The 19473-nt window shown below is 61.9% G+C and carries 18 protein-coding genes; 14 read left to right on the plus strand and 4 right to left on the minus strand.

Annotation, left to right across the window (positions count from 1 at the left end; all coding sequences use genetic code 11):
* Positions 1-25: 25 nt before the first annotated feature.
* The 10 genes from HX839_RS26010 to pnuC all read left to right on the plus strand — a co-directional run bounded on the left by HX839_RS26010 (position 26) and on the right by pnuC (position 10635).
* Positions 26-1309 (plus strand): NAD(P)/FAD-dependent oxidoreductase, encoded by a 1284-nt coding sequence (locus tag HX839_RS26010; protein ID WP_177067919.1) that lies wholly within the window; start codon positions 26-28, stop codon positions 1307-1309.
* Between the two features lie 13 nt (positions 1310-1322).
* Positions 1323-2036, plus strand: a complete 714-nt coding sequence (locus HX839_RS26015; protein WP_003208289.1) for an SDR family NAD(P)-dependent oxidoreductase — start codon at positions 1323-1325, stop codon at positions 2034-2036.
* 91 nt (positions 2037-2127) lie between these two features.
* Entirely contained in the window at positions 2128-3477 is a 1350-nt protein-coding gene (locus tag HX839_RS26020) for an MFS transporter (protein ID WP_008433139.1), read from the plus strand.
* An 8-nt stretch (positions 3478-3485) separates the two neighbouring features.
* Positions 3486-3878 carry a Rid family hydrolase gene (locus HX839_RS26025; protein ID WP_177067920.1) on the plus strand — a complete coding sequence of 131 codons (393 nt, stop codon included), beginning with the start codon at positions 3486-3488 and terminating at the stop codon, positions 3876-3878.
* Positions 3879-4025: 147 nt separating this feature from the next.
* On the plus strand, positions 4026-4946 hold the full coding sequence (locus HX839_RS26030) for an ABC transporter substrate-binding protein (protein ID WP_177009725.1): 921 nt from the start codon (positions 4026-4028) through the stop codon (positions 4944-4946).
* Positions 4943-6061 carry a phosphotransferase gene (locus HX839_RS26035; protein ID WP_177067921.1) on the plus strand — a complete coding sequence of 373 codons (1119 nt, stop codon included), beginning with the start codon at positions 4943-4945 and terminating at the stop codon, positions 6059-6061. The genes HX839_RS26030 and HX839_RS26035 overlap by 4 nt, the downstream gene beginning before the upstream one ends.
* A complete protein-coding gene (locus tag HX839_RS26040) occupies positions 6058-6930 on the plus strand; it encodes a sulfurtransferase (protein ID WP_177067922.1) in 873 nt (290 codons plus the stop codon). The genes HX839_RS26035 and HX839_RS26040 overlap by 4 nt, the downstream gene beginning before the upstream one ends.
* Positions 6931-7056: 126 nt before the next feature.
* Positions 7057-9204, plus strand: a complete 2148-nt coding sequence (locus tag HX839_RS26045) for a TonB-dependent siderophore receptor (RefSeq protein WP_177067923.1) — start codon at positions 7057-7059, stop codon at positions 9202-9204.
* Positions 9205-9216: 12 nt separating this feature from the next.
* Positions 9217-10053, plus strand: a complete 837-nt coding sequence (locus tag HX839_RS26050; RefSeq protein WP_177067924.1) for a 5'-nucleotidase, lipoprotein e(P4) family — start codon at positions 9217-9219, stop codon at positions 10051-10053.
* A gap of 15 nt (positions 10054-10068) precedes the next feature.
* Positions 10069-10635 (plus strand): nicotinamide riboside transporter PnuC, encoded by a 567-nt coding sequence (gene pnuC, locus HX839_RS26055; RefSeq protein ID WP_003208301.1) that lies wholly within the window; start codon positions 10069-10071, stop codon positions 10633-10635.
* A gap of 27 nt (positions 10636-10662) precedes the next feature.
* On the opposite strand, the gene HX839_RS26060 is transcribed toward pnuC, so the two are convergent.
* A complete protein-coding gene (locus HX839_RS26060; protein ID WP_177067925.1) occupies positions 10663-11151 on the minus strand; it encodes a type VI secretion system tube protein Hcp in 489 nt (162 codons plus the stop codon).
* A 188-nt stretch (positions 11152-11339) separates the two neighbouring features.
* Here HX839_RS26060 and HX839_RS26065 point away from each other — a divergent pair, with 188 nt between their 5' ends.
* The 4 genes from HX839_RS26065 (at position 11340) to HX839_RS26080 (ending at position 17180) form a co-directional block, all read left to right on the plus strand.
* Entirely contained in the window at positions 11340-12254 is a 915-nt protein-coding gene (locus HX839_RS26065; protein WP_177067926.1) for an NAD synthetase, read from the plus strand.
* Positions 12251-12811 carry a hypothetical protein gene (locus HX839_RS26070; protein ID WP_371315651.1) on the plus strand — a complete coding sequence of 187 codons (561 nt, stop codon included), beginning with the start codon at positions 12251-12253 and terminating at the stop codon, positions 12809-12811. Before HX839_RS26065 ends, HX839_RS26070 begins: the two co-directional genes overlap by 4 nt.
* A gap of 60 nt (positions 12812-12871) precedes the next feature.
* Positions 12872-13603 (plus strand): UTRA domain-containing protein, encoded by a 732-nt coding sequence (locus tag HX839_RS26075; RefSeq protein WP_134326968.1) that lies wholly within the window; start codon positions 12872-12874, stop codon positions 13601-13603.
* A 106-nt stretch (positions 13604-13709) separates the two neighbouring features.
* Positions 13710-17180, plus strand: coding sequence for a hypothetical protein (locus HX839_RS26080; protein WP_177067927.1), 3471 nt, complete (start codon positions 13710-13712; stop codon positions 17178-17180).
* A gap of 146 nt (positions 17181-17326) precedes the next feature.
* Here HX839_RS26080 and HX839_RS26085 read toward each other — a convergent pair whose 3' ends face one another.
* Genes HX839_RS26085 through sctS form a run of 3 tightly spaced genes read right to left on the minus strand, consistent with a single transcriptional unit; the run spans position 17327 to position 19465 of the window.
* The gene (locus tag HX839_RS26085) at positions 17327-18373 is read right to left on the minus strand and encodes an EscU/YscU/HrcU family type III secretion system export apparatus switch protein (protein ID WP_177067928.1); all 1047 of its coding nucleotides are present in this window, start codon (positions 18371-18373) and stop codon (positions 17327-17329) included.
* Between the two features lie 3 nt (positions 18374-18376).
* On the minus strand, positions 18377-19189 hold the full coding sequence (gene sctT / locus HX839_RS26090) for a type III secretion system export apparatus subunit SctT (protein ID WP_003208312.1): 813 nt from the start codon (positions 19187-19189) through the stop codon (positions 18377-18379).
* Between the two features lie 6 nt (positions 19190-19195).
* Complete coding sequence (gene sctS / locus HX839_RS26095; RefSeq protein WP_003208314.1) at positions 19196-19465, minus strand: type III secretion system export apparatus subunit SctS; 270 nt, start codon at positions 19463-19465, stop codon at positions 19196-19198.
* Between the last annotated feature and the right edge of the window lie 8 nt (positions 19466-19473).

Here is a 19473-nt window from a genome sequence, read left to right on the forward strand (position 1 = left end):
ACAGGCGCTTGAATGGGGAGCCAGCATGTCCAATCACTACTGCATCATTGGTGCCGGGGCCGCAGGGCTGGCGGCGCTGAAGACCATGACCGATGCCGGTTTCGAGGTGGACTGCTTCGAAAAGTCCGCGAACATCGGCGGTCACTGGAACAGCGACTACGATGCCTTGCACCTGATCACCCCCAAGAGCAGTTCCTTCTTTGACGGGTTCCCGATGCCCGCTGACTATCCGGTGTACCCGAGCCGCGATCAGGTCAAGGCGTACATGAACGCCTACACCGACACCTTCGGCCTGCGCGAAAAGATCACCTTCAACACCGAAGTGCGCAGCCTGAAGCCCCTGGACGAGAACGGCGAAGCGGGCTGGCAGGTGACCCTGGCAGACGGCACCCACAAACACTACAGCGGCGTGCTGGTGGCCAACGGTCACCTGTGGGATTGCAAGATCCCGAAAGTAAGCAAGGGGTTCACCGGCGTGTCGATTCACTCCGGCGAATACCGCAATGTGCAGCAGGTGCAAGGCAAGGTGCTGGTGGTGGGGTTTGGCAACTCCGGATGCGACCTCGCAGTGGATGCCGCCCAGGCTCGCCTGGACACCACCATTGCGATCCGACGCGGCCAGCTGTTCCAGCCCAAGACCCTGTTCGGCCTGCCCCGGGGCGAGCTGCCGCTGCTGGGGCAATTGCCGCCAGAACAGCAGAACATGCTCATGAACATGCTGATCATGGCCAGCGTCGGCACCCACAAGAATTACCCCGGGCTACCGGCACCGGATACCTACGACCTGGATGCGCAACCGCCGGTGGTCAACACCTTGCTGCTGTACTGGATCCAGCACGGCCGAATCAAGGTCGCACCGGGTATCGAGAGCATCCAGGGCAAGACTGTCACGTTCACCGATGGCAGCCAGGTCGATTACGACACCATCGTCTGGGCTACCGGTTTCAACACGCGCCTGCCGTTCCTCGATGAACGCCTGCTGCAATGGCGCGACGGTGTTCCGCTGCGTACCGCCGCGATGACCTTGCCGACCAACCTGGAAGGCCTGTTCTACATCGGCCTGGGCGCCCCACGTGGCCCGCAATGGCCGGTGTATTGCGAGCAGACCCGGCTAGTGATGCGCTTTCTCACCCTGCGCGAGCGTGGCATGCAAGGCCTGGCGGCGAAGTTTGCCCAGTTGCAGCCGGCCGACTCACGCATCGATATCGTCAAGCGCGAATGGCTGAGCAACTACCAGGAGACCCAGCGCCAACTGGATGTGCTGGAACTGGCTCTGCAACCCGGCACCCCTCTTCCTCAATACGCCTGATCGGATAGCCCTTATGAACACTGCACCGCACTCCAGCGTTATCGTCACCGGGACTTCCTCGGGCATGGGCCAGGCCGTCGCACAGCGCTTTCAGGCTGAAGGCTGGCACGTCGTCGCTGTGGACGTAACACCCAGCACACAGCCGGCGAGCCCCTTGTTTTCGCCAGTGGTCGGCGACATCACCCAGGAGGCCACACTGGCCCGTACCCTCGATGCCGCCCTGGACGGCAAGGCACCGCTGCGAGCCGTAGTGAATGCGGCGGGGATCTTTCCCACGTCATCCCTGGATAGCTTCAGCGAAGCGCTGTACCGCAAGATATTCGACATCAACGTGCTGGGCTCACTGAACATCGCACGTATCGGCACCCGTCACCTGAAAGCCGCCGGCGGAGGCGCTATCGTGTTCTTCGCCTCGGTGGATGCGTTCACCGTGTCGAAAAACCAGTTGCTCTACAGCGCCTCCAAGGCTGCTGTGGTGTCGATGACCCGCTCCCTGGCCATCGAACTGGCCGGCGACAATATTGTGGTCAACGCACTGGCCCCGGGCTGGGTGGACACCGAAGGCACCCGTGCCGGCGGGCGCATCGAGGCCGCCATCGAATCGATCCCCTTGAAACGCGCCGCGCGGGTCGAAGAAATCGCCGACTGGGTCTGGCAACTGAGCGCCAAACCCTCCTACATAACAGGCGAATCATTGTGCATCGCCGGGGGCGTGTATATGCGATGACCCCAGCCTCCGCAGGCCCCGCGCATCAGACGTGGGCCTGCCACTCCCTATTGACTGCTGCCTCACTACAATTATTCCAGAGGGCAATATCATGGGCGAAGTTCACGCTTCCTCGATTCATCAAGGGTTTCCCGCCGACCGTGCATCGGCTGAACCCTCACGCAAACGGCTGACCAAAGCGGTCGTCGGCGTGACACTGGGCAATATGGTCGAATGGTTCGACTTTGCGCTCTACTCCTCTCTCGCCGGCATCATCGGCAAGACGTTCTTCCACAACGACAACCCGACCACCCAGTTGATGGCGATCTACGCCACCTTCGCGGCGGGCTTCCTGATTCGGCCACTGGGCAGCCTGGTATTCGGTCCCATTGGCGACAAGTTTGGCCGGCGCACGGCGCTGTCGCTGAGCATCACGCTGATGGCCGTCGCAACCTTCGCCATTGCCTTGATCCCGAGTTACGCGAGCATCGGCCTGTTTGCGCCCGTCCTGTTGATTCTCATGCGTCTGCTCCAGGGCCTGTCGGCGGGTGGCGAGTACGGCGGCTCCTGCACGTTCATCGCCGAGCATTCGCCGGACGAGCGACGCAGCTTTTTCACCAGTTGGCTGGAATTCGGCAATATCTCCGGGTTCCTGCTGGGCGGTGCAGTGGTCAGCCTGTTTACCCTGGGCCTGGGCGAACAAGCCATGCAGGACTGGGGCTGGCGCGTGCCCTTTGCGATTGGCGGCCTGCTCGGCCTGATCGCCCTCTACTTGCGCCTTGGCCTGGAAGAAACACCAGTGTTCAAGGAAATCCAGGCCAACGAAAAACTGCGAAAGGCGACGGGCGCCGAACCCAGCCTGTTCAGCTTACTGGTCAACGAATGGCCGAAAATCCTGCAATGCATGGGCCTGGTCACCGTGTTCAACGTGACCTACTACATCATCCTCGGGTACATCCCGGGTTATCTGGAAAACGTACTCGGGTACAGCAATACGTTCGCCAGGAACCTGGGGATGGCCGCGACGCTGTTCATGCTGGTGTTGATCCCGGTTTCAGGCTTGCTGGCCGACCGACTGGGCCGGAACCGGATGATCATTACCGGCTGCGTGCTGCTGATCGTCATGGCGTTCCCCTGCTTCATGCTGCTGCATACCCAGAGTGTCGGGTTGCTGCTGGCCGCCCTGCTGATCCTGACCCTCGCCCAGTTGTTTTTTGAAGGAGCGATGCCGGCCACCATGACTTCGCTGTTCAAGGCCCGCGTGCGCTACAGCGCCCTCGCCTTGAGCTACAACGTCGCGGTCTCGCTGTTCGGAGGCACGGCCCCGCTGATCAATACCTGGCTGATATCGATCACCGGCAACCAGATGATTCCCGCCTGGTACCTGATCGGCGGTGCCGTGGTCGGCCTGATTTCGATCCTGTTCGTCAAGGACTCCACCGGTAAACCCCTCCCAACATGAGAACCACCATGACCAGTAAAACCACAGCGCGGCAAACTATTTCCTCGGGCGGTCAGTACGAAAACGTGTTCGGTTATTCCCGCGCCGTTCGCGTTGGCAACCACCTGCACATCTCCGGCACCTGCGCCTCACCCGATTACGAACACAGCAATGCTTACGAACAGGCCCAGGCCATTCTCGCCACCGTCAACAAGGTGTTGGCCGAGGCGGGCATGGGCCCTGAAGACGTAGTGCGCACCGTGGTCTACCTGCGGGATATCAACGATGCCGCCTCCGTCGCCAAGGCACACAGCGAGGTGTTCGACGCCATTCGCCCGGCCAGCAGCCTGATTCAGGTGGATTCGATGCTGCGCCCCTGGCAGAAAGTCGAAATCGAAACGTACGCCATCGTTGCCGATTGACCCAGGCGATGAGTAAAAAACCGCGGCTTGGGCCGCGGTTTTTTTTGGTCCCGGTTATATCCATAGCAATAAACGATATTGGTATATACCAGATTGCTCCCTTATAAATCGCCCCCATCAAAAGACTGCAGGCTGGAGAAGCAAGCGATGGTGTCGGTAAAGGTAATGCTGGAGTACTTTCATCCCTGGCCGAATTCGGCGGGTTTGTACCTGGCGCGGGAACGCGGCTGGTTCGCCGAGCTGGGCCTGGATGTGGAGTTGGTGGTGCACGACCCCTACCGTGGCGACACCCTTGAGCACCTGCTGACCGGCGCGGCGGACTTCGGCATTTTCCCCAGCAACCGCCTGCTGGTCCGGCGCGGCCAGGGGCAAGCCCTACAAGGCATCGCGGCGATCAATCATGCGGGCCTTGAGTCGATTCAAACCCTGACCGACTCCGGCATCCGCCGCCCACGAGACCTGGTGGGCAAGCGCCTGGCGCTCAACCCCACGCCACGGGGTTTGGCGATGGTGCGTCACCTTGTGAGCAACGACGGTGGCGACCCTGATGGCGTGATCCTGGTGGACAGCGGCGTACGTGAGTTGCGGCCCGAACAGTTGGCCGAAGGCATCGCCGATGCCAGTTTCGGCGGCTACTGGGCCTGGGAAGCGTTGATGCACAGCCCCATCGAAGCAGAACGCCGGGTGGTGTTGCCGGTGGATCAGATTGGCGCACCGGCGTATCACAGCTACCTGTTGGGCGCCCACGAACAAACCCTCGCCGAGCAGCCCGGGTTGGTGCGTGATTTCCTCGCGGCCACTGCCCGTGGCTATCTCGCCGTGGCCGAAGAGCCAGCCATCGCGCTGGCGGCCTATGAGCACACTACACCGTATTTCCCGGCGGAATTGCTCAGCGCATCCCTGCACAAAATCGCTCCGACCTGGCTGCATGACGGTCGTTGGGGCGAGCAACGCCAGGCGCTGCTGAAACCTTATGCCGAGTGGCTGCACGAGCACGCGGTGCTCGACAATCCGCAGGTGTGGCAAGGGGCAACCAGCAACGCCTATCTGCCCGGGGCGACGGCATGAATCCACAACGCACCGCCCATGGCCAGGGGCTTGATCCGGTAGCTGCCGACTGGCCAGCGCTGCACGAAGCAGATATCCAACAGCTGCTGCACGAGTACCCGCAACTGGGTCAACTGCGCAGTTTGCATTGGCACAGCCCGCGACCGTTCTCCGCTGCCGGGCTGATCAATACCGGCAGCGCCACCCTGTTCGTCAAACGGCATCACCGACACGTGCGCCAAGCCGCATGGCTGGAAGAAGAACACCGCCTGATCGCCCACCTGCATCGCCACGGCGCACCGGTTGCCGCAGTGGTGCCGAACCGCCACGGTGCAACGGCCACGACGCAAGGTGAATGGACCTACGAGATTCACCATGTCGCCGAGGGCCTTGACCTGTACCGCGATGCGCTGTCGTGGTCGCCCTTCCAAAGCACTCAACATGCGCAGGCGGCGGGTGTGGCGCTGGCTCGATTGCACATCGCAGCCGAGCACTACAGCGCACCCCGCCGTCAAACAGAAGTGCTGCTGGCCAATGCCCGGGTGATCGAACAACCCGCGCCACTGGCCGCGATCGCCAATACCCCGGCGCTGACCGAGTACCTTGCCGACAAGGATTGGCACACACGGCTGACCGAGCTGCTGTTGCCCTGGCACGCGCCCCTGCAACCCTTGCTGCACCAACAACCGGCGCTCTGGACCCATAACGACTGGCACGCCTCGAACCTGCTGTGGCATGCAGACGGCAACGTCGCCAGCGTGCTGGACTTCGGCCTCGCCGACCGCACCTTCGCCCTCTACGACCTGGCGACCGCCATCGAACGCAACGCCGTGCCCTGGCTGGACCTGGACAGCGGTGGCCTGGCAGCAGCGGACCTCGACAGCGTCGACGCATTGCTCACCGGCTATCACCGGGGCCGGCCATTGAGCGCCCAGGACCTGCTCACCCTGAGCGCCCTGCTGCCGTTGGTGCATGTGGATTTTGCCCTGTCCGAAATCGCGTACTACCAAGGCGTAGTGGGTTCCACCCACAGTGCCGACGTGGCCTATCACGCCTACCTGCTGGGCCATCTGCAGTGGTTTGCCGGTGCCCAGGGGCAACGATTGCTCAACCACCTGCGGCGAAAATCCGTATGAGTATCCTGGTCGATACCGATTGGCTGCATGCCCACCTCGGGGAGCCCGGGCTGGTGATACTGGACGCCACCGTCGTCCTGCCATCCCCGCGTTTTGACGGTGATTACCGGGTCGCCAGCGGTCATGCCGGTTGGCTGCACGCACATATCCCCGGCGCACGGCATGCCGACTTGCTGACCGATCTGGCCGACGTTCAAGCGAGCTACAGCTTCGCCCTGCCAACACCACAAGCCCTGATTCAGGCACTGGCGAATCTGGGTGCAGGCGTCGGCAGCAACGTGGTGATCTACGATCGCGCCGACGGTTTCTGGGCCGCACGCCTGTGGTGGATGCTGCGCGGGCTGGGCATTCACGCCGGCGTGCTGGACGGTGGTTTCAACGCCTGGCAACGGTCGGGGTTACCGCAGCACAGCGGGCAGCCTGCAAACACACCCGTCGTCGAACCCTGGCCGATCAGCACCTACGCACCACTGTGGATCGACCGCGCAGGCGTTGAGGCGGTGGCCGCAGGACAAGCACCCGGCGTACTCGTCTGCGCGTTGGGCAGCGCCTTGTTCGACGGCACCGCAGCCACCCGCTACGCCCGGCGCGGGCACATTCCCGGCAGCCACAACCTGCCGGCACGCACGCTGTTTGATGCACAGGGTCGCTACCTGCCCAAGGACGCCCTGGCCGTGGCTATCGGACCCACGCTGCTGCACAGCGACGGTCCATTGATTCTGTACTGCGGCGGCGGAATTTCCGCGGCGGCCAACGCCCTGGCCCTGACCCTGCTGGGTCGCCAGGACCTCGCACTCTACGACGGCTCGCTGCAGGAATGGGCCGCCGACGCACGCTTACCAATGACTACCGGAGCAGCTCCGGCCTGACGCCCTTTGCGGCGACCCCGGCTTTTTAATTTCGTACTGGCAACCCGTCCGTTGCGCAGCGCAGGGCCCCTTTGCGCCCAATAAAGCGCGAGGCGCCAGCGGGCAGGCCCTTGGAGCGCTCCTTTTATGGCAACACCGTACCGTCACACCCTGCTCGCCCTGAGCATCACCCTCGCCGCCACGGCCGCCCACGCCCAGGACGCGACCCTGGACACCGTCACCGTAGTCGGTGAACAGGCCACCGACTACCAGGCGAAAAAGGCCGCTGTCGCCGGCTTCGATAACGCCCCGCTGCTGGACACCCCGGCCTCGGTGGCGGTGATCACCGAGGCTCGCCTGAAAGACCAGCAAGCCCGCCTGCTCAGTGAAGTATTGAAGAATGACGCCTCGGTCGGCGACAGCTATGCGCCGGTGGGTTACTACGAGAATTTCGTGGTGCGCGGTTTCTCGTTGAACCCGGCCAGCAGCTACAAGATCAACGGTCGCACCATCACCGGCGAACAGAACGTCGCACTGAAAAACAAGCAGCAAGTGGAAGTGCTCAAGGGCCTGTCCGGGCTGCAAAGCGGCGTGTCCGAACCCGGCGGCTTGATCAACTACGTAAGCAAGCGCCCGGAGAACGTGCGCTCGGTGACTGTCTCCACCAACGAACACGGCGAGCGCTACCTGGCCACCGACGTCGGCGGCTGGCTCGGTGCCGAGCAGCAGGTGGGGGTGCGGGTCAACCTGGCCCACGAAGACATCCGTTCCTACGTCGACCACGCCGACGGCCAGCGGGATTTTGCCTCCCTGGCCCTCGACTGGAACATCAGCCCCAACGCCCTGCTGCAACTGAACGCCGAATACCAGAACCGCGAGCAACGCTCGGTGCCCGGATACCAATTGCTCGGCGGCACCACCGTGCCCCACAACGTGTCGCCACGGGATCTGCTGGGCTACCAGAGCTGGTCGAACCCGGTGGGCATCAAGTCGCTGAACCTCGACGGCCTGTTCGAATACCGCTTCAACGAGGCCTGGAAAGCCAGCTTCAGCGCCTCCCGCAGCCGCGTGGTGATCGACGACTACAGCACCTTCGCCTGGGGTTGCTACGGCGCCGCCAGTTGCGCCAACACCGCAGTGCCCAACCACTTCAGCGCCGAGGGCGACTACGACATCTCGGACTACCGCAGCCCCGATGACACCCGCAGCAACGAAGAAGCCCAGGCCGCCCTCAACGGCCAGTTCGACACCGGTTTTCTCAAGCATGACCTGACCTTCGGCACCACTGCCTTGCGCCGCCTGGTGGACCGGCGTGAATCGGTCAACGAATACATCGGCGAGGGCAATATCTACGAAAAGCCGCCGGTGCTTGACCCCTACGAGGGGCCGCTGGGCCATACCTACCGGCGCCTGGACAGCCGCCAATACGGGCTGTTCGCCAGCGACCGCATCAGCTTCAACGAGCAGTGGCAAACCATTCTCGGCGGGCGCCAGGTGCGCCTCGACGAAGAAACCTACGACCAGGCCGGCGACACCACCCGCCATACCCAGCGCAGCGTATTCCTGCCCCAGGTGGCGCTGATCTACAAGCCGCGCCCGGACACCACCCTATACGCCAGCTACAGCAAGGGCCTGTCCCTGGGCGGCACCGCGGCATGGTTCAGCAGCAACGCCGATGAGGTCTTGCCACCGACCACCTCGCGCCAGCTGGAAGTGGGGATCAAGCGTGACTTCCAGCGCCTGAGCCTGACCGCCGCGCTGTTCCAGATCACCCAGGACCTGCAATACAACCGGCCCAACGATGACGGCAGCATCACCTTCGTACAGCAGGGCCAGCAGAAGAACGTCGGCCTGGAGCTTTCGGCCAATGGTCGGGTGACCGACAACCTGCAAGTGTCCGCCAGCGTGGCGGCGATTCGCGCCCGGGTGAGCGGCAGCGGTACCGACGACTACGACGGCCACCAGGCGATCAACGTGCCAAAGCTGCGCGCCAGCCTGCACGGCGACTACAGCATTCCCGGAATCAAGGGCCTGGCCCTGCTCGGCGGCGTGCAATACAGCGGCAGCAAGTACGCGAACCGCGAGGCCAGCGTGAAGGTCGACGACTATGCGGTGTTCGATGTCGGCGGACGCTACAGCACCAAAGTCGGTGATTACGATACTGTGCTGCGCCTGACCGTCGACAACCTGTTCGACAAACGCTACTGGCGCGATGTGGGTGAATCGGCGGGCGATGGCTACCTGTTCCTGGGCGCGCCACGCACCGCGCGGTTATCCGCCACCGTCAATTTTTGAGGCTGACTGTTCATGCGTAATCTGATTTTTGCCAGTGTGTGCCTGCTCTCCACCGCCCTCGTCGGCTGCCAGCAGCAACCGCCCGCCAACGACCAGCTGGATGCGGTGCTGTGGACCCAGACCTCCATCGAGCACGAACTGATCTACCGCCAGGTGTTCGCCAACGCCACTCGCCAACTGGACGTGGCCCTCAAGACCCCGGACTGGGACGCCCTGCCCTTGCCACCGCGCAATCTGGCCGGGCTGCCGCCAGCGGTGATCGTCGACATCGACGAGACCGTGCTCGACAACATCCCGCTGAATGCCCGGGACGTCGTCAACAACCAGGTCTACTCCTACGACCGCTGGAACACCTGGGTCGACCAGGCCAAGGCCCAGGCGCTGCCGGGCGCCGTGGCGTTCCTGCAGGCCGCCAAACACAAAGGCATCACGGTGTACTACATCACCAACCGCGAGCAAAGCCAGGTCCAGGCCACCGTCAAAAACCTGCGTCTGCGGGGCTTTCCGGTGGACAGCGAGCAGCAGGTACTGGCTGCCGGCACGCCCATTGGCGGCTGCGAACACGCCGGCTACGGCAAGAACTGCCGACGCCAATGGGTCGCCCAACACGCCCGCGTGCTGATCCTGGCGGGTGATTCCCTGGGGGATTTCGTGCAGGCCGAACACAACACCCTGGACGCCCAGCGCAAGGCCGCCGAACCCTACCTGGGCTGGCTCGGCCAGCGCTGGTTCGTGCTGCCCAACCCGACTTACGGCAACTGGTACAGCGCGCCGTATGGCGACCAGGAAAAACTGCCCTTTGAACGCAAGCGCCAGCTCAAGCAACAGGCGCTGCACCTGCAAAACTGACCCTGAGAGGACCGTATGACGCCGCTGGAAATAGTCGCTGTGATCTTCAATATTGCCGGGGTGTGGCTCACCGCCCGACGGGTGCGCTGGTGCTGGCCGGTCAGCGTGGTCGCGGTGTTGCTGTACGGCTGGATCTTCTTCGACGTGAAGCTGTATTCCGACATGCTCCTGCAACTGGTCTTCGCTGTGTTGCAGGGCTACGGCTGGTGGCGCTGGAGCACCGGGCGCATCGACGCGGGCAAGGTGCGGGTGGAACGGCTGCCGGTCCAGGAAGCATGGCGGCACCTGCTCGCCGGGGTGATCGGCGCGCTGCTGCTGGGCGCCGCCATGCACCACTTCACCGATGCCGCACTGCCGTGGCTGGACTCGCTGCTCACCGCTTTCAGCCTGGTGGCCAGCCTGTGGGCGGCGCGCAAGTATGTGGTGAGCTGGTGGCTGTGGATCGTGCTGGATACGGTCTACGTGGGGCTGTTTGTGTACAAGGACCTGCAACTGACCGCTGCGCTGTATGCCGGGTTTGTGGTGCTGGCGGCGTATGGGTTGGTGTCGTGGCAGCGTGACCTGCGCCAACAGGAGCAGTGAGTGAGCGGGCCAAGCCCGCTTCACCCTTTAAATCTTGACGTTCTGCCGGATGTTCCAGCCAAATTTTACCGGGCCACCTTCCTTGCCACCGTCGGTTTTTTGCGCCTGGTAGCTGACTTCCACACTGGAAAAATTCAGGGCAATGCTTTCCTGAAGTAGTTCACTGTCATCTTCAGTACGGATGTCGTAGCCGCACACCAGCACCTCCTTCAGGGTGATGATCAAATACTCCACCGCGCTTGGACCACCAGCCTTGCGCACCACCAGACGCGCCTCCGGATAATGCTTGCCACTGGCACACGCCATCATCAGATTGGGGCTGGATTTATCCAGCGCTTTCTTGAGATTGAGGTTGGCAACGCTGACCTTGCCCGCCCCACCGCCGGTGCCGGCATGCATGGAACCCTCCTGAGATAAACCCCATGCCCAGTTGGCGATATCGATCTCGTCGCGATGGGTCTGGTCCCGCGACTCACCCTTGATATCTCCCAGTTTCAAAAACATATCAGTGGCCATGCTTACTCCCTGTCTTGGTTTTCGCCGTTAGTGGCGAGGGGGCGCACTCTTCCTTATGCGGTGTGGTATTCACAAGACGCCCAAGAGGGATCAGGAAGCGCCTGTCCTGAAAAGACGAACGCTCCTACATTCATTTGCGTCACGCCCTCTCTACTCTCTCGGCTCTCGCAAACTCCAGGAGTTAAGGAATGGCTGCCTCCCTGCTGAAAGACGGATTCCCTTCAGCCCATCTCACCACCCGCCAACGGATTGAAAGCAGCCTCGACCTGCACCGGTTGTTCTTCGCCATCGACAGCGATCCGGCACTGATCGGCGCCGGTGTGGTGTACATCGATGAGCAGTTCAACGTGGTGACCCTGCGCGAATTCCAGGCGATTTGCAGCGTGGTGCCCAAGAAGGTGGTGTTGCGCGAGGCGCCCAGGTATGTGGGGCCTTCAGAGTTCAAGCGGATGCTGGCCCACGAACCTCGGGAGTCGAAACGGGTGGCCGAGGCGTTGAATACTGCAGTGACGTGCACGGGGGCGATACTGAGCTGGGTGGTGATTTCAAGTGGGATTGCGCTGATGCCGTTTACGGCCGGGACCAGTGCGGTGATTACGTTTATTGGGAAAGCGGCTGCAACAGCGAGTATCGCGCAGTGCGTTGCGGGAGTGCTTCGAACTGGATTTGAAGTTGCGCTTCCTGCAGCTTATGACTACCTGGACAACGAAGCCTGGTATCGGGCCGTAATGGTTTTATTGGACAGCGTTGCCTTGCTGGGCATCGCGACCTCAACGTTGACCACGATAAAAGCGATCAATACGACCACAAAAGTAACCGGCAAGCCCTTACGACAAGTGCTGAGAGGACTTACCCGTCAAGAACGAGCGAAGCTGAATGATGAGCTGCTCAAGATCAGGGACCCACGCCTGACACCGAAGCTACTCAAGTTAAAACAGGCTTCCGGTGCGGCCACCAAGCGCATCAGTGCAACACAAATGCAGAAAGCGACCACCAACCACATCAGAGATGCCTTGGCAGCAACGCTGGGTTTCACCAGCAGCGCCATGTCAGGAAACGTCAAGACACTGGCTATTGGTATCTATGAAGAGGTGAGCCAGTGAACAAGCATAAAAAGACAGCCCCCCTGGACAACCTGAGTGGCGACTTAAAAAACTGGAAAACAATGAGCGGGAAAGATCTTTATTACTCGGCTTTTTACATTGAAGACCCGCGCCCTCTGCTAAAGCGTTACATGCCGGTCATAGGGGGAGATCTTCTTGCTGGTTGTTTTTCGATTGCGATGGCCGCTCTCTTGGTGGCAGTAAGTTATCTCTCCGGACTCCAAATAGACGTGGTCACCAAAAGCGTTTTTTTCGGAGCGTTGGCGTTGAGCGTGGTGTTTTCTCTCGCCAAGGCGCAGGTGTTGGCCGGGCGAACTCATTGGGTCTGGATACATATAGGGGTTTATCTTATCTGCCTGCTGATATCTCTCCCTGCCATCACCTACCGCCCCAACACCTACCTCTACTCCATGGCCCTTCTTGGCCCACTCGTGGGCTTGCTGATCCTAAACAGCAACCGCTGCCGGGAAATGCACCAGAAAATGCTTGAGATTCGGCACAAACGCGAAGCGATCATTGCGACGCTCAAAGAACAGGGAAAATGGAAGTGGTGGTGACCTGCGCCAACAGGAACGGTAGAGTCACGCCCACGCCCGGCCTGCACACGGAACCCCAGGATGCCTTTCGACCCGATTTCACCGCACTACCAGCGCATTCGCGAACAGATCGCCCACGATATCGCGGCGGGTGTGCCGCAGGCGGATGAGAAATTCCCGTCCGAACGGGAGATGATCGAGCGCTTCGGCTGCACCCGGGTCACCTTGCGCCAGGCCTTGCAGCAACTGGAAGCCGAGGGCCTGGTGTACCGGGAAAACCGTCGCGGCTGGTTTGTCAGCCCCCGGCGCATCCGCTATGACCCAACACGCATCAGCGGCTTCATGGATTATGTGAGTGCCCAGGGCCGCACGCCGCGCACCGAATGCCTGCACGCGCAGTTGCGCCCGGCAGGCGATTGGCTGGCCAGGAGGATGGGCCTCGCGTCGGCGGATGAGCCGATGTTTTTCCTGCAACGGCGGCGCTGGATCGACCGGCGGCCGGTGTTGCTGGAGTTCAACGCGCTGCTGGCCAGCTGGTGCCCTGGGCTGCTGGAGGCCGACCTGAATACCTCGCTGACCCAACTGCTGCGGGAGCGGTTTTCCCGGGTGCTGTCGCGGTGTGAGCTGGAGATGCACATTGGCACGGTGAATGAAGAACAGGCCGAGTTGCTGCAATTGTCCACCGGTTCCACCAGCGTGTATCTGGAACGCTTGAACTTCGGCGAGGATGACCAGCCGGTGGAGTTCGACCAGGAATTCTGGCGTCCGGATGCATTGTCCGTCGTGATGGAGACGCGCTACCCCGGGACGTGAATTTCACACCTGTGAAAGCTTGTGACTTGTTGCCAACGAACCCGTTTTCACTCGCTTGCAGCCCCTACTATCGAGTCCTCGTGCGCCCCTCACATGGACTGAACCGATGATCACCCGCCCCGAAAAATCCGCGTCGCCCCGCGTCGATCAACCCAACGCTCCCGAGCGGGTTTTCGACGCCGTCCTGAACAAAGCCAAAATCCTTGCCAGCACCGGGCCGGGCGACAAAACCCTCAAGCCCGAGGACTACAAGGAAGTCACCGCCCTCCCGGCCAAACTCGACATCGACAAGCTCAAGGTCATTTCCGAAGACAAGGACGCCGGGGTGATCTACTTCGAACAGGACGGCGCCAAATACAAGATCAGCGCCGAGGGTGCGGCCAACGCCCAGGACGGCTTCGACGTATTGAAGAACCTGCGCTTCGGCCATGCCGTAGCCCCGGTCAACCAGGGCGGGCCCGACGAAGGTACCCCGCTGTACACCTTCCTCCAGACCCTGGCCGAAACCCAGGGCACCCCGGCCGGCAAGGCCATCGTCGAAAGCCTGAAGAACCCCGACCAGCAACTGCTGCGCGAAGACGGCGACGGCGTGCGCCTGGCCAACATCAAATCCGTGGGCAAGGCTGAAGACGGCATCCTCAAGGTCAGCCTTGAAAACGGCAAGACTCTGGTCATTTCCGAATTGCTCACGCCCCAGGCGTTCAGCACCTACACCCAGGCCGGGGTGACCAAGGAAGCCCTCAATGACGGCAAATCCAAAGGTTATGAAGAAGTCACCAGCCTGCCGGGCGACCTCGATTTCAGCCAGTTGAAAGTGGTGTCCGAAGACAGCAACGCAGGGGTGATCCTGTTCGAACACCAGGGCCACAAGTACGCGATCAGCAAGTCCGAAGCCGACCTGCCGCAGCCCGGCGCCGACCTCGGCAACCCCAACCCCAATGCGGGCGGCACCTTCTACAGCTTCCTCCACGCCGTGCACGCCAGCGAAGGCTCGCAGGCCTTCGACTACATCAAGAACGCCCAGTCCCTGCCCGGCCAGGAACTGCTGCGCAAGGACGAGGCCAGCCTGAAGCTGGGCGACATCAGCAAGGTCGACGCGCCCATGGACGGCATCCTGGTGGTCAACCAGGCCGACGGTAAACTGCTGGTGGTGTCCAAGGACATCACCCCCGAAGCCTTCGCCGCCTACACCAGCAAGGGCCAAACCCTGGCCGGCATCGAAAAGGCCAAGGGCGACGGCTACACCCTCGCCGCCCCGGACGCTTACCTGGCCTCCACCGAAGACATCATGAGCGTCGGCGGCGCCGGTGATTATGGCCCGGGCCTGATCGCCTTCACCCAGCACAAGCCGGGGGGCAGCGAAGAGAAAATCGTGGTGTCGGAAGACAGCAATCCACAGATGTTCGAGCAGATTTCCAGCTACCGCAGCGACATCGCCGCGCAAACCACCGACGTCGACAAGCTGCGCACCGACAACGGCCTGCCGCCCCTCAAGGACGTCTCCGTCGACAACCTGACCACCACCGAGAAAGATGACAGCGGCAACCCGCTGTCGGTGCAGGACCTGTCGATGAAGACCCTGGTGGACAGCTACCGCGCCGGGGTCAAGGACGGCAGCATCGGCAAGGACGACCCGCGCGCCAAGTTCCTGCGGGCGGTGGAAGCCAGGAGCATGGCCGACAACGGCATGTCGATCATTCCCGAGCACGGCTTCGGCAACCAGGGCATCGCCACCACGCCCATCGACGTGACCTCGCGGGATGTACGCGACAACATCTTCGACACCAAGGCCATCGACCAGACCATCAACGACCTGCTCGGCGACTCGACCATCCAGCACGACATCAAGGCCAACCACGACGCAGCCCTGGGCAAGGTCGACGGCGGCCAGGCGAAGGTCGATGAGACCAGGCAGCGCCTGATCGACAGCACCTCCTCGGAGAACTTCACCCAGTACATCAAGTCCCTGCAGGACAGCGGCAAGACCGAACTGGCCACCCAGGAAATCCAGACCGCCTACACCGCCCTGGCCGATATCGACCCGGCCAAGGCCGACAACTTCCTGCAAAACCTGCAGATCGACGGCTACACCGATGCCGTTGAAAAGCTGATGGACGATCCCACCAAGATCTCCGACGACAACACCGCCCTGGCCACCACCGACAACACCATGGCAATCCTGTCGATGCTCAAGGGCAGTGCCGACGGCCTGCCGCGCCAGGCGCTGGGTGTGTATTCGAAGTTCGTCGACCAACTGCTCAAGGACAAAAACGCCGCCGCCGATTTCGGCAAGGCGATGATTTCCCTCGGCGACACCTGGCAGAAAAACGGCGTGATCAGCTTCAGCGACATCGACAAGGCCGTGAGCAAGGAGATCATGCCGGGCCTCAGCGAAGAGAACCGCAGTTCGTTCGTGAAGAACCTCAACTTCCTCAAGGACAACGGCGTACTCGGCTCTGTGGGCGGCGCAATCGGCATGGGCCGTATCGTCTACCAACTCGCCGGACAAGGCGGCAAGCTGGCGGATACGCCGATGAAACGCCTGGGCATCGCCAACGACTTCCTTGGCTTCCTTGGCACCGGCTCGCACTTCGCCACGCTGGGCTTGAAGGTCTACGACAAGTTGCGCGGCACCAACGCGTACAAGCTGATGGGCTTCGACCGTTCCCTGCCCGACCTGTGGGCCAAGCCCGGCGAGGGGTACCACGCGCTGCCCAAGGACGCCGAGGCGGTGCAGAAAAAGTACTTCGAGATCGTCGACCAGGCCATGGACGACGGCAAGGACGTGGGCAAGGCCCTCAACAGCGGCGGCTGGAGCGACGAAGGTGCGGCGAAGATCCAGGAAGGCATTGAAAAAGGCATTGCCAGCCGCGGCGGCGTGGCCGGGGCCGGTTTTGGCGCGAAGTTCGCCAGCAGCGCGATCAAGGTGATCGGCATGGCCACCGACGTGGCAGGCGGCGTGATCAGTGTGGTGCAGGCGGCGTTTACCTTGCGTGATGGTGTGCGCGAGAAAGACCCGGTGAAAATCGCCTCGGGCTCACTGTCGATGGCCGGTGGTGTCAGCAGCCTGGTGGGCGCGGCCGGCGGCGTGCTGGGCACGCTGGGGGTGACCGGGCGGATCATTCCGTTCCTGGGGCCGGTGGGTTTCTTGATCTCCGGCGCGTTGTCGTTTGTCGGGGCGATCTTGAGCACGGTGCAGTCCCACAAGCTGCACAAGATCTCGATGCAGAACTGGGACCAGATCCAGGATTTCAAGCAGGACGGGCTGCTCAAGCCCAACGGGGATGAAGCATACGTGTGGTTGCAGACCTACCTCTCCGACTGGGGCCAGCGGGATGCGCCGCAGGACCAGAGCATTTTTGATTTTCGCAAGGAAGAGTGGGATGCGCGGTCGAGTATTCGCGGGGGCGACCATCGGCGGGACCACCCGGACTTTATCGGGGACGGGAATAACCGTAACTCAGAGGACTATAAGTACTCGCTGAAACCGTCGGAATGGACCAATGAGAACCACGACATTATCTGGCGGGTGGGGGATGGGTATGGGGGTGAGTACCATGATGTGGACAAGCCATAACTGAACTTCCTGACACCCGGCAGAACCCATGTGGGAGCGGGCTTGCTCGCGAAGGCGGTGGGTCAGTCAACATTTTCAGTGACTGAAACACCGCCTTCGCGAGCAAGCCCGCTCCCACATTTTGATCGGTGTTCGGCTCAAGATCGTCAGATCAACCGCGCCGCCACCAACCAGTCCGCCACCGCCTGGAACGAAGCATCCGGCACCGGATCCCCCGGCACCGTCTTGCGCGCAATCGCTTCCGCCAAGCCCTTGTCCGGCGCTTGCGGTATCCCTAAATCAAACGCCTCCTGCAACATCCCCAACGCTTCCTCCGGCGAAGCGCGGCACACCACCACCGGCACCGGCGTTTCACCACGCACATAACGCATGCCTATCACCCAGCCATCGGTGGTGCCGATCATCATCGACGCCCGGCCCAACCCCAGCTTGGTGGCCAGCGCCTGCATCTCCTGGCGCTGGCGCCGCCGTTCGCTCTTGATCAACGGGTCGCCGTCAATGTCCTTGCGCTCGCGCTTGGTCTCGCTGCGGGTCATTTTCATGTCGCGGCCGAACAGCCAGCGTTGCATCAACACATCCACCCCGCCCACCAGGATGAAGGCCGCGAGTACGGTAAACACCAGCGGCTTGAGCACCAGGAAAAACGTCGACTCGATACACCCCGCGCCACACCGCGACGACTCCATCAACGCTTGCAACGCATGCCGCCCCACCACGTAGAACGCCACGGCCAGCACATGCACCTTGATCAGGCCCTTGATGAATTCCACAAAGTTGCGTAGGGCAAACAGCTTCTTGAAGCCTTCCGCCGGGTTGATACGCTTGAACTCCGGCTTGATCGGCTCCACGGAAAACACAAAGCCACGCATGGTGATGATATTGGTCAGGATCACCACCCCGGTGGTCACCGCCATCACCGGCAGGGTAATGCCGATCACCAGTTGCTCGGCATGGTCCAGCACCCGTGGCCAAACCGTGGCGAAGGGTTCGATGTAGATCTGCGCAGTCAGGTCGATCAGCGCCGTGACCTGGGCCTGGGCCCGAGGCGCGAGGATGGAAATGCACAGGGTGCAGAACAGGATGACCATGCCCGAGACCAAGTCCTGGCTCTTGGCGACCTGGCCTTTCTTTCGTGCGTCCTTGAGTTTTTTATCCGTGGCCGGCTGGGACTTCTCTTCGCTGGTATCGCCCATGCGCTACTCCATGCCCGCCAGGGTTTTCAGCAGCTCCACGGTGCCGCGAAATTCCGCCAACTGGTCCAGCATCAACGGAATCAGGAAGCCGATGTAGATCACCATCAGGATCGAGAAAAACAGGTTTTTCACCGGCAACGACAGGTCGAAAATATGCAGGTTCGGCGCCATCCGCGACAGGTACGCCAGCATCAAATCAGTGACCAGCAGCGAGATGATCAGCGGCGACACCATCAGCACCCCGACGCGCATGATCTGGTCGAGAATCGACAACACCGCCAGCAACGCCGAGCTGGCAAATACCGGTGTAAACGCGGTCACCGGCCACAGCTGGTAGCTGTGGTAATAACCGTCGACCATCAGGATAAAACCGCCGGACATGAAGAACAGCGTGATCAACATCACCGTCAGCAAGGTGGACATCACACTCGACTCCCCGGTGGACAACGGGTCCACCAGTTGCGCCATGGTCGAACCGCGCTGCAGGTCGATCAACTCCCCCGCCACTTCCGCCGCCCAGAACGGAATGCCGAACAACAGGCCGATCAGGATACCGATCAGGAATTCCTTGATCAGCAACCCGGCGATAAACAGGCTGCCGTGGTTGGGCATCGAGGTCATGGCGTCGAACACCGGCATGAACATCGGGATCGAAATCGCCACGGCCACGCAGCCGCGAATCATTCCGGTGAGCCCGAGGCGGTTGAACGCCGGGGTGATCACCACCACGCCCATGGCCCGGCAGGCCGCCAGCGAGGCCGAGCTGATCACCGGGTAGGCGACTTCGAGAAACTGTGCGGTAAGGCTGGCATCCATGGGCGGTCAGCGCGTCCACAAGGGAAAATTGTCCAGCACCTGGCTGCCGAGTTCCGCCACTTGCCCGGCCAGCACCGGGCCGAGAAACACGATAGTCAACAATACCGCCACCAGCTTCACCACCTGGGGCAGGGTCTGGTCCTGGATCTGGGTCAGCGCCTGGAACAGGCCCACGCTCAAACCCACGATGATCGCCACCCCCAGCGCAGGCGCGGAGAGCATCAGCACGGTCATCAGTGCCTGTTTCATCAATGACAGGAAAACGTCCTGGCCCATGGGTCGTG

Source organism: Pseudomonas sp. I8001 (assembly GCF_013385345.1).
In the GTDB taxonomy this organism is placed as follows: Bacteria; Pseudomonadota; Gammaproteobacteria; order Pseudomonadales; family Pseudomonadaceae; genus Aquipseudomonas.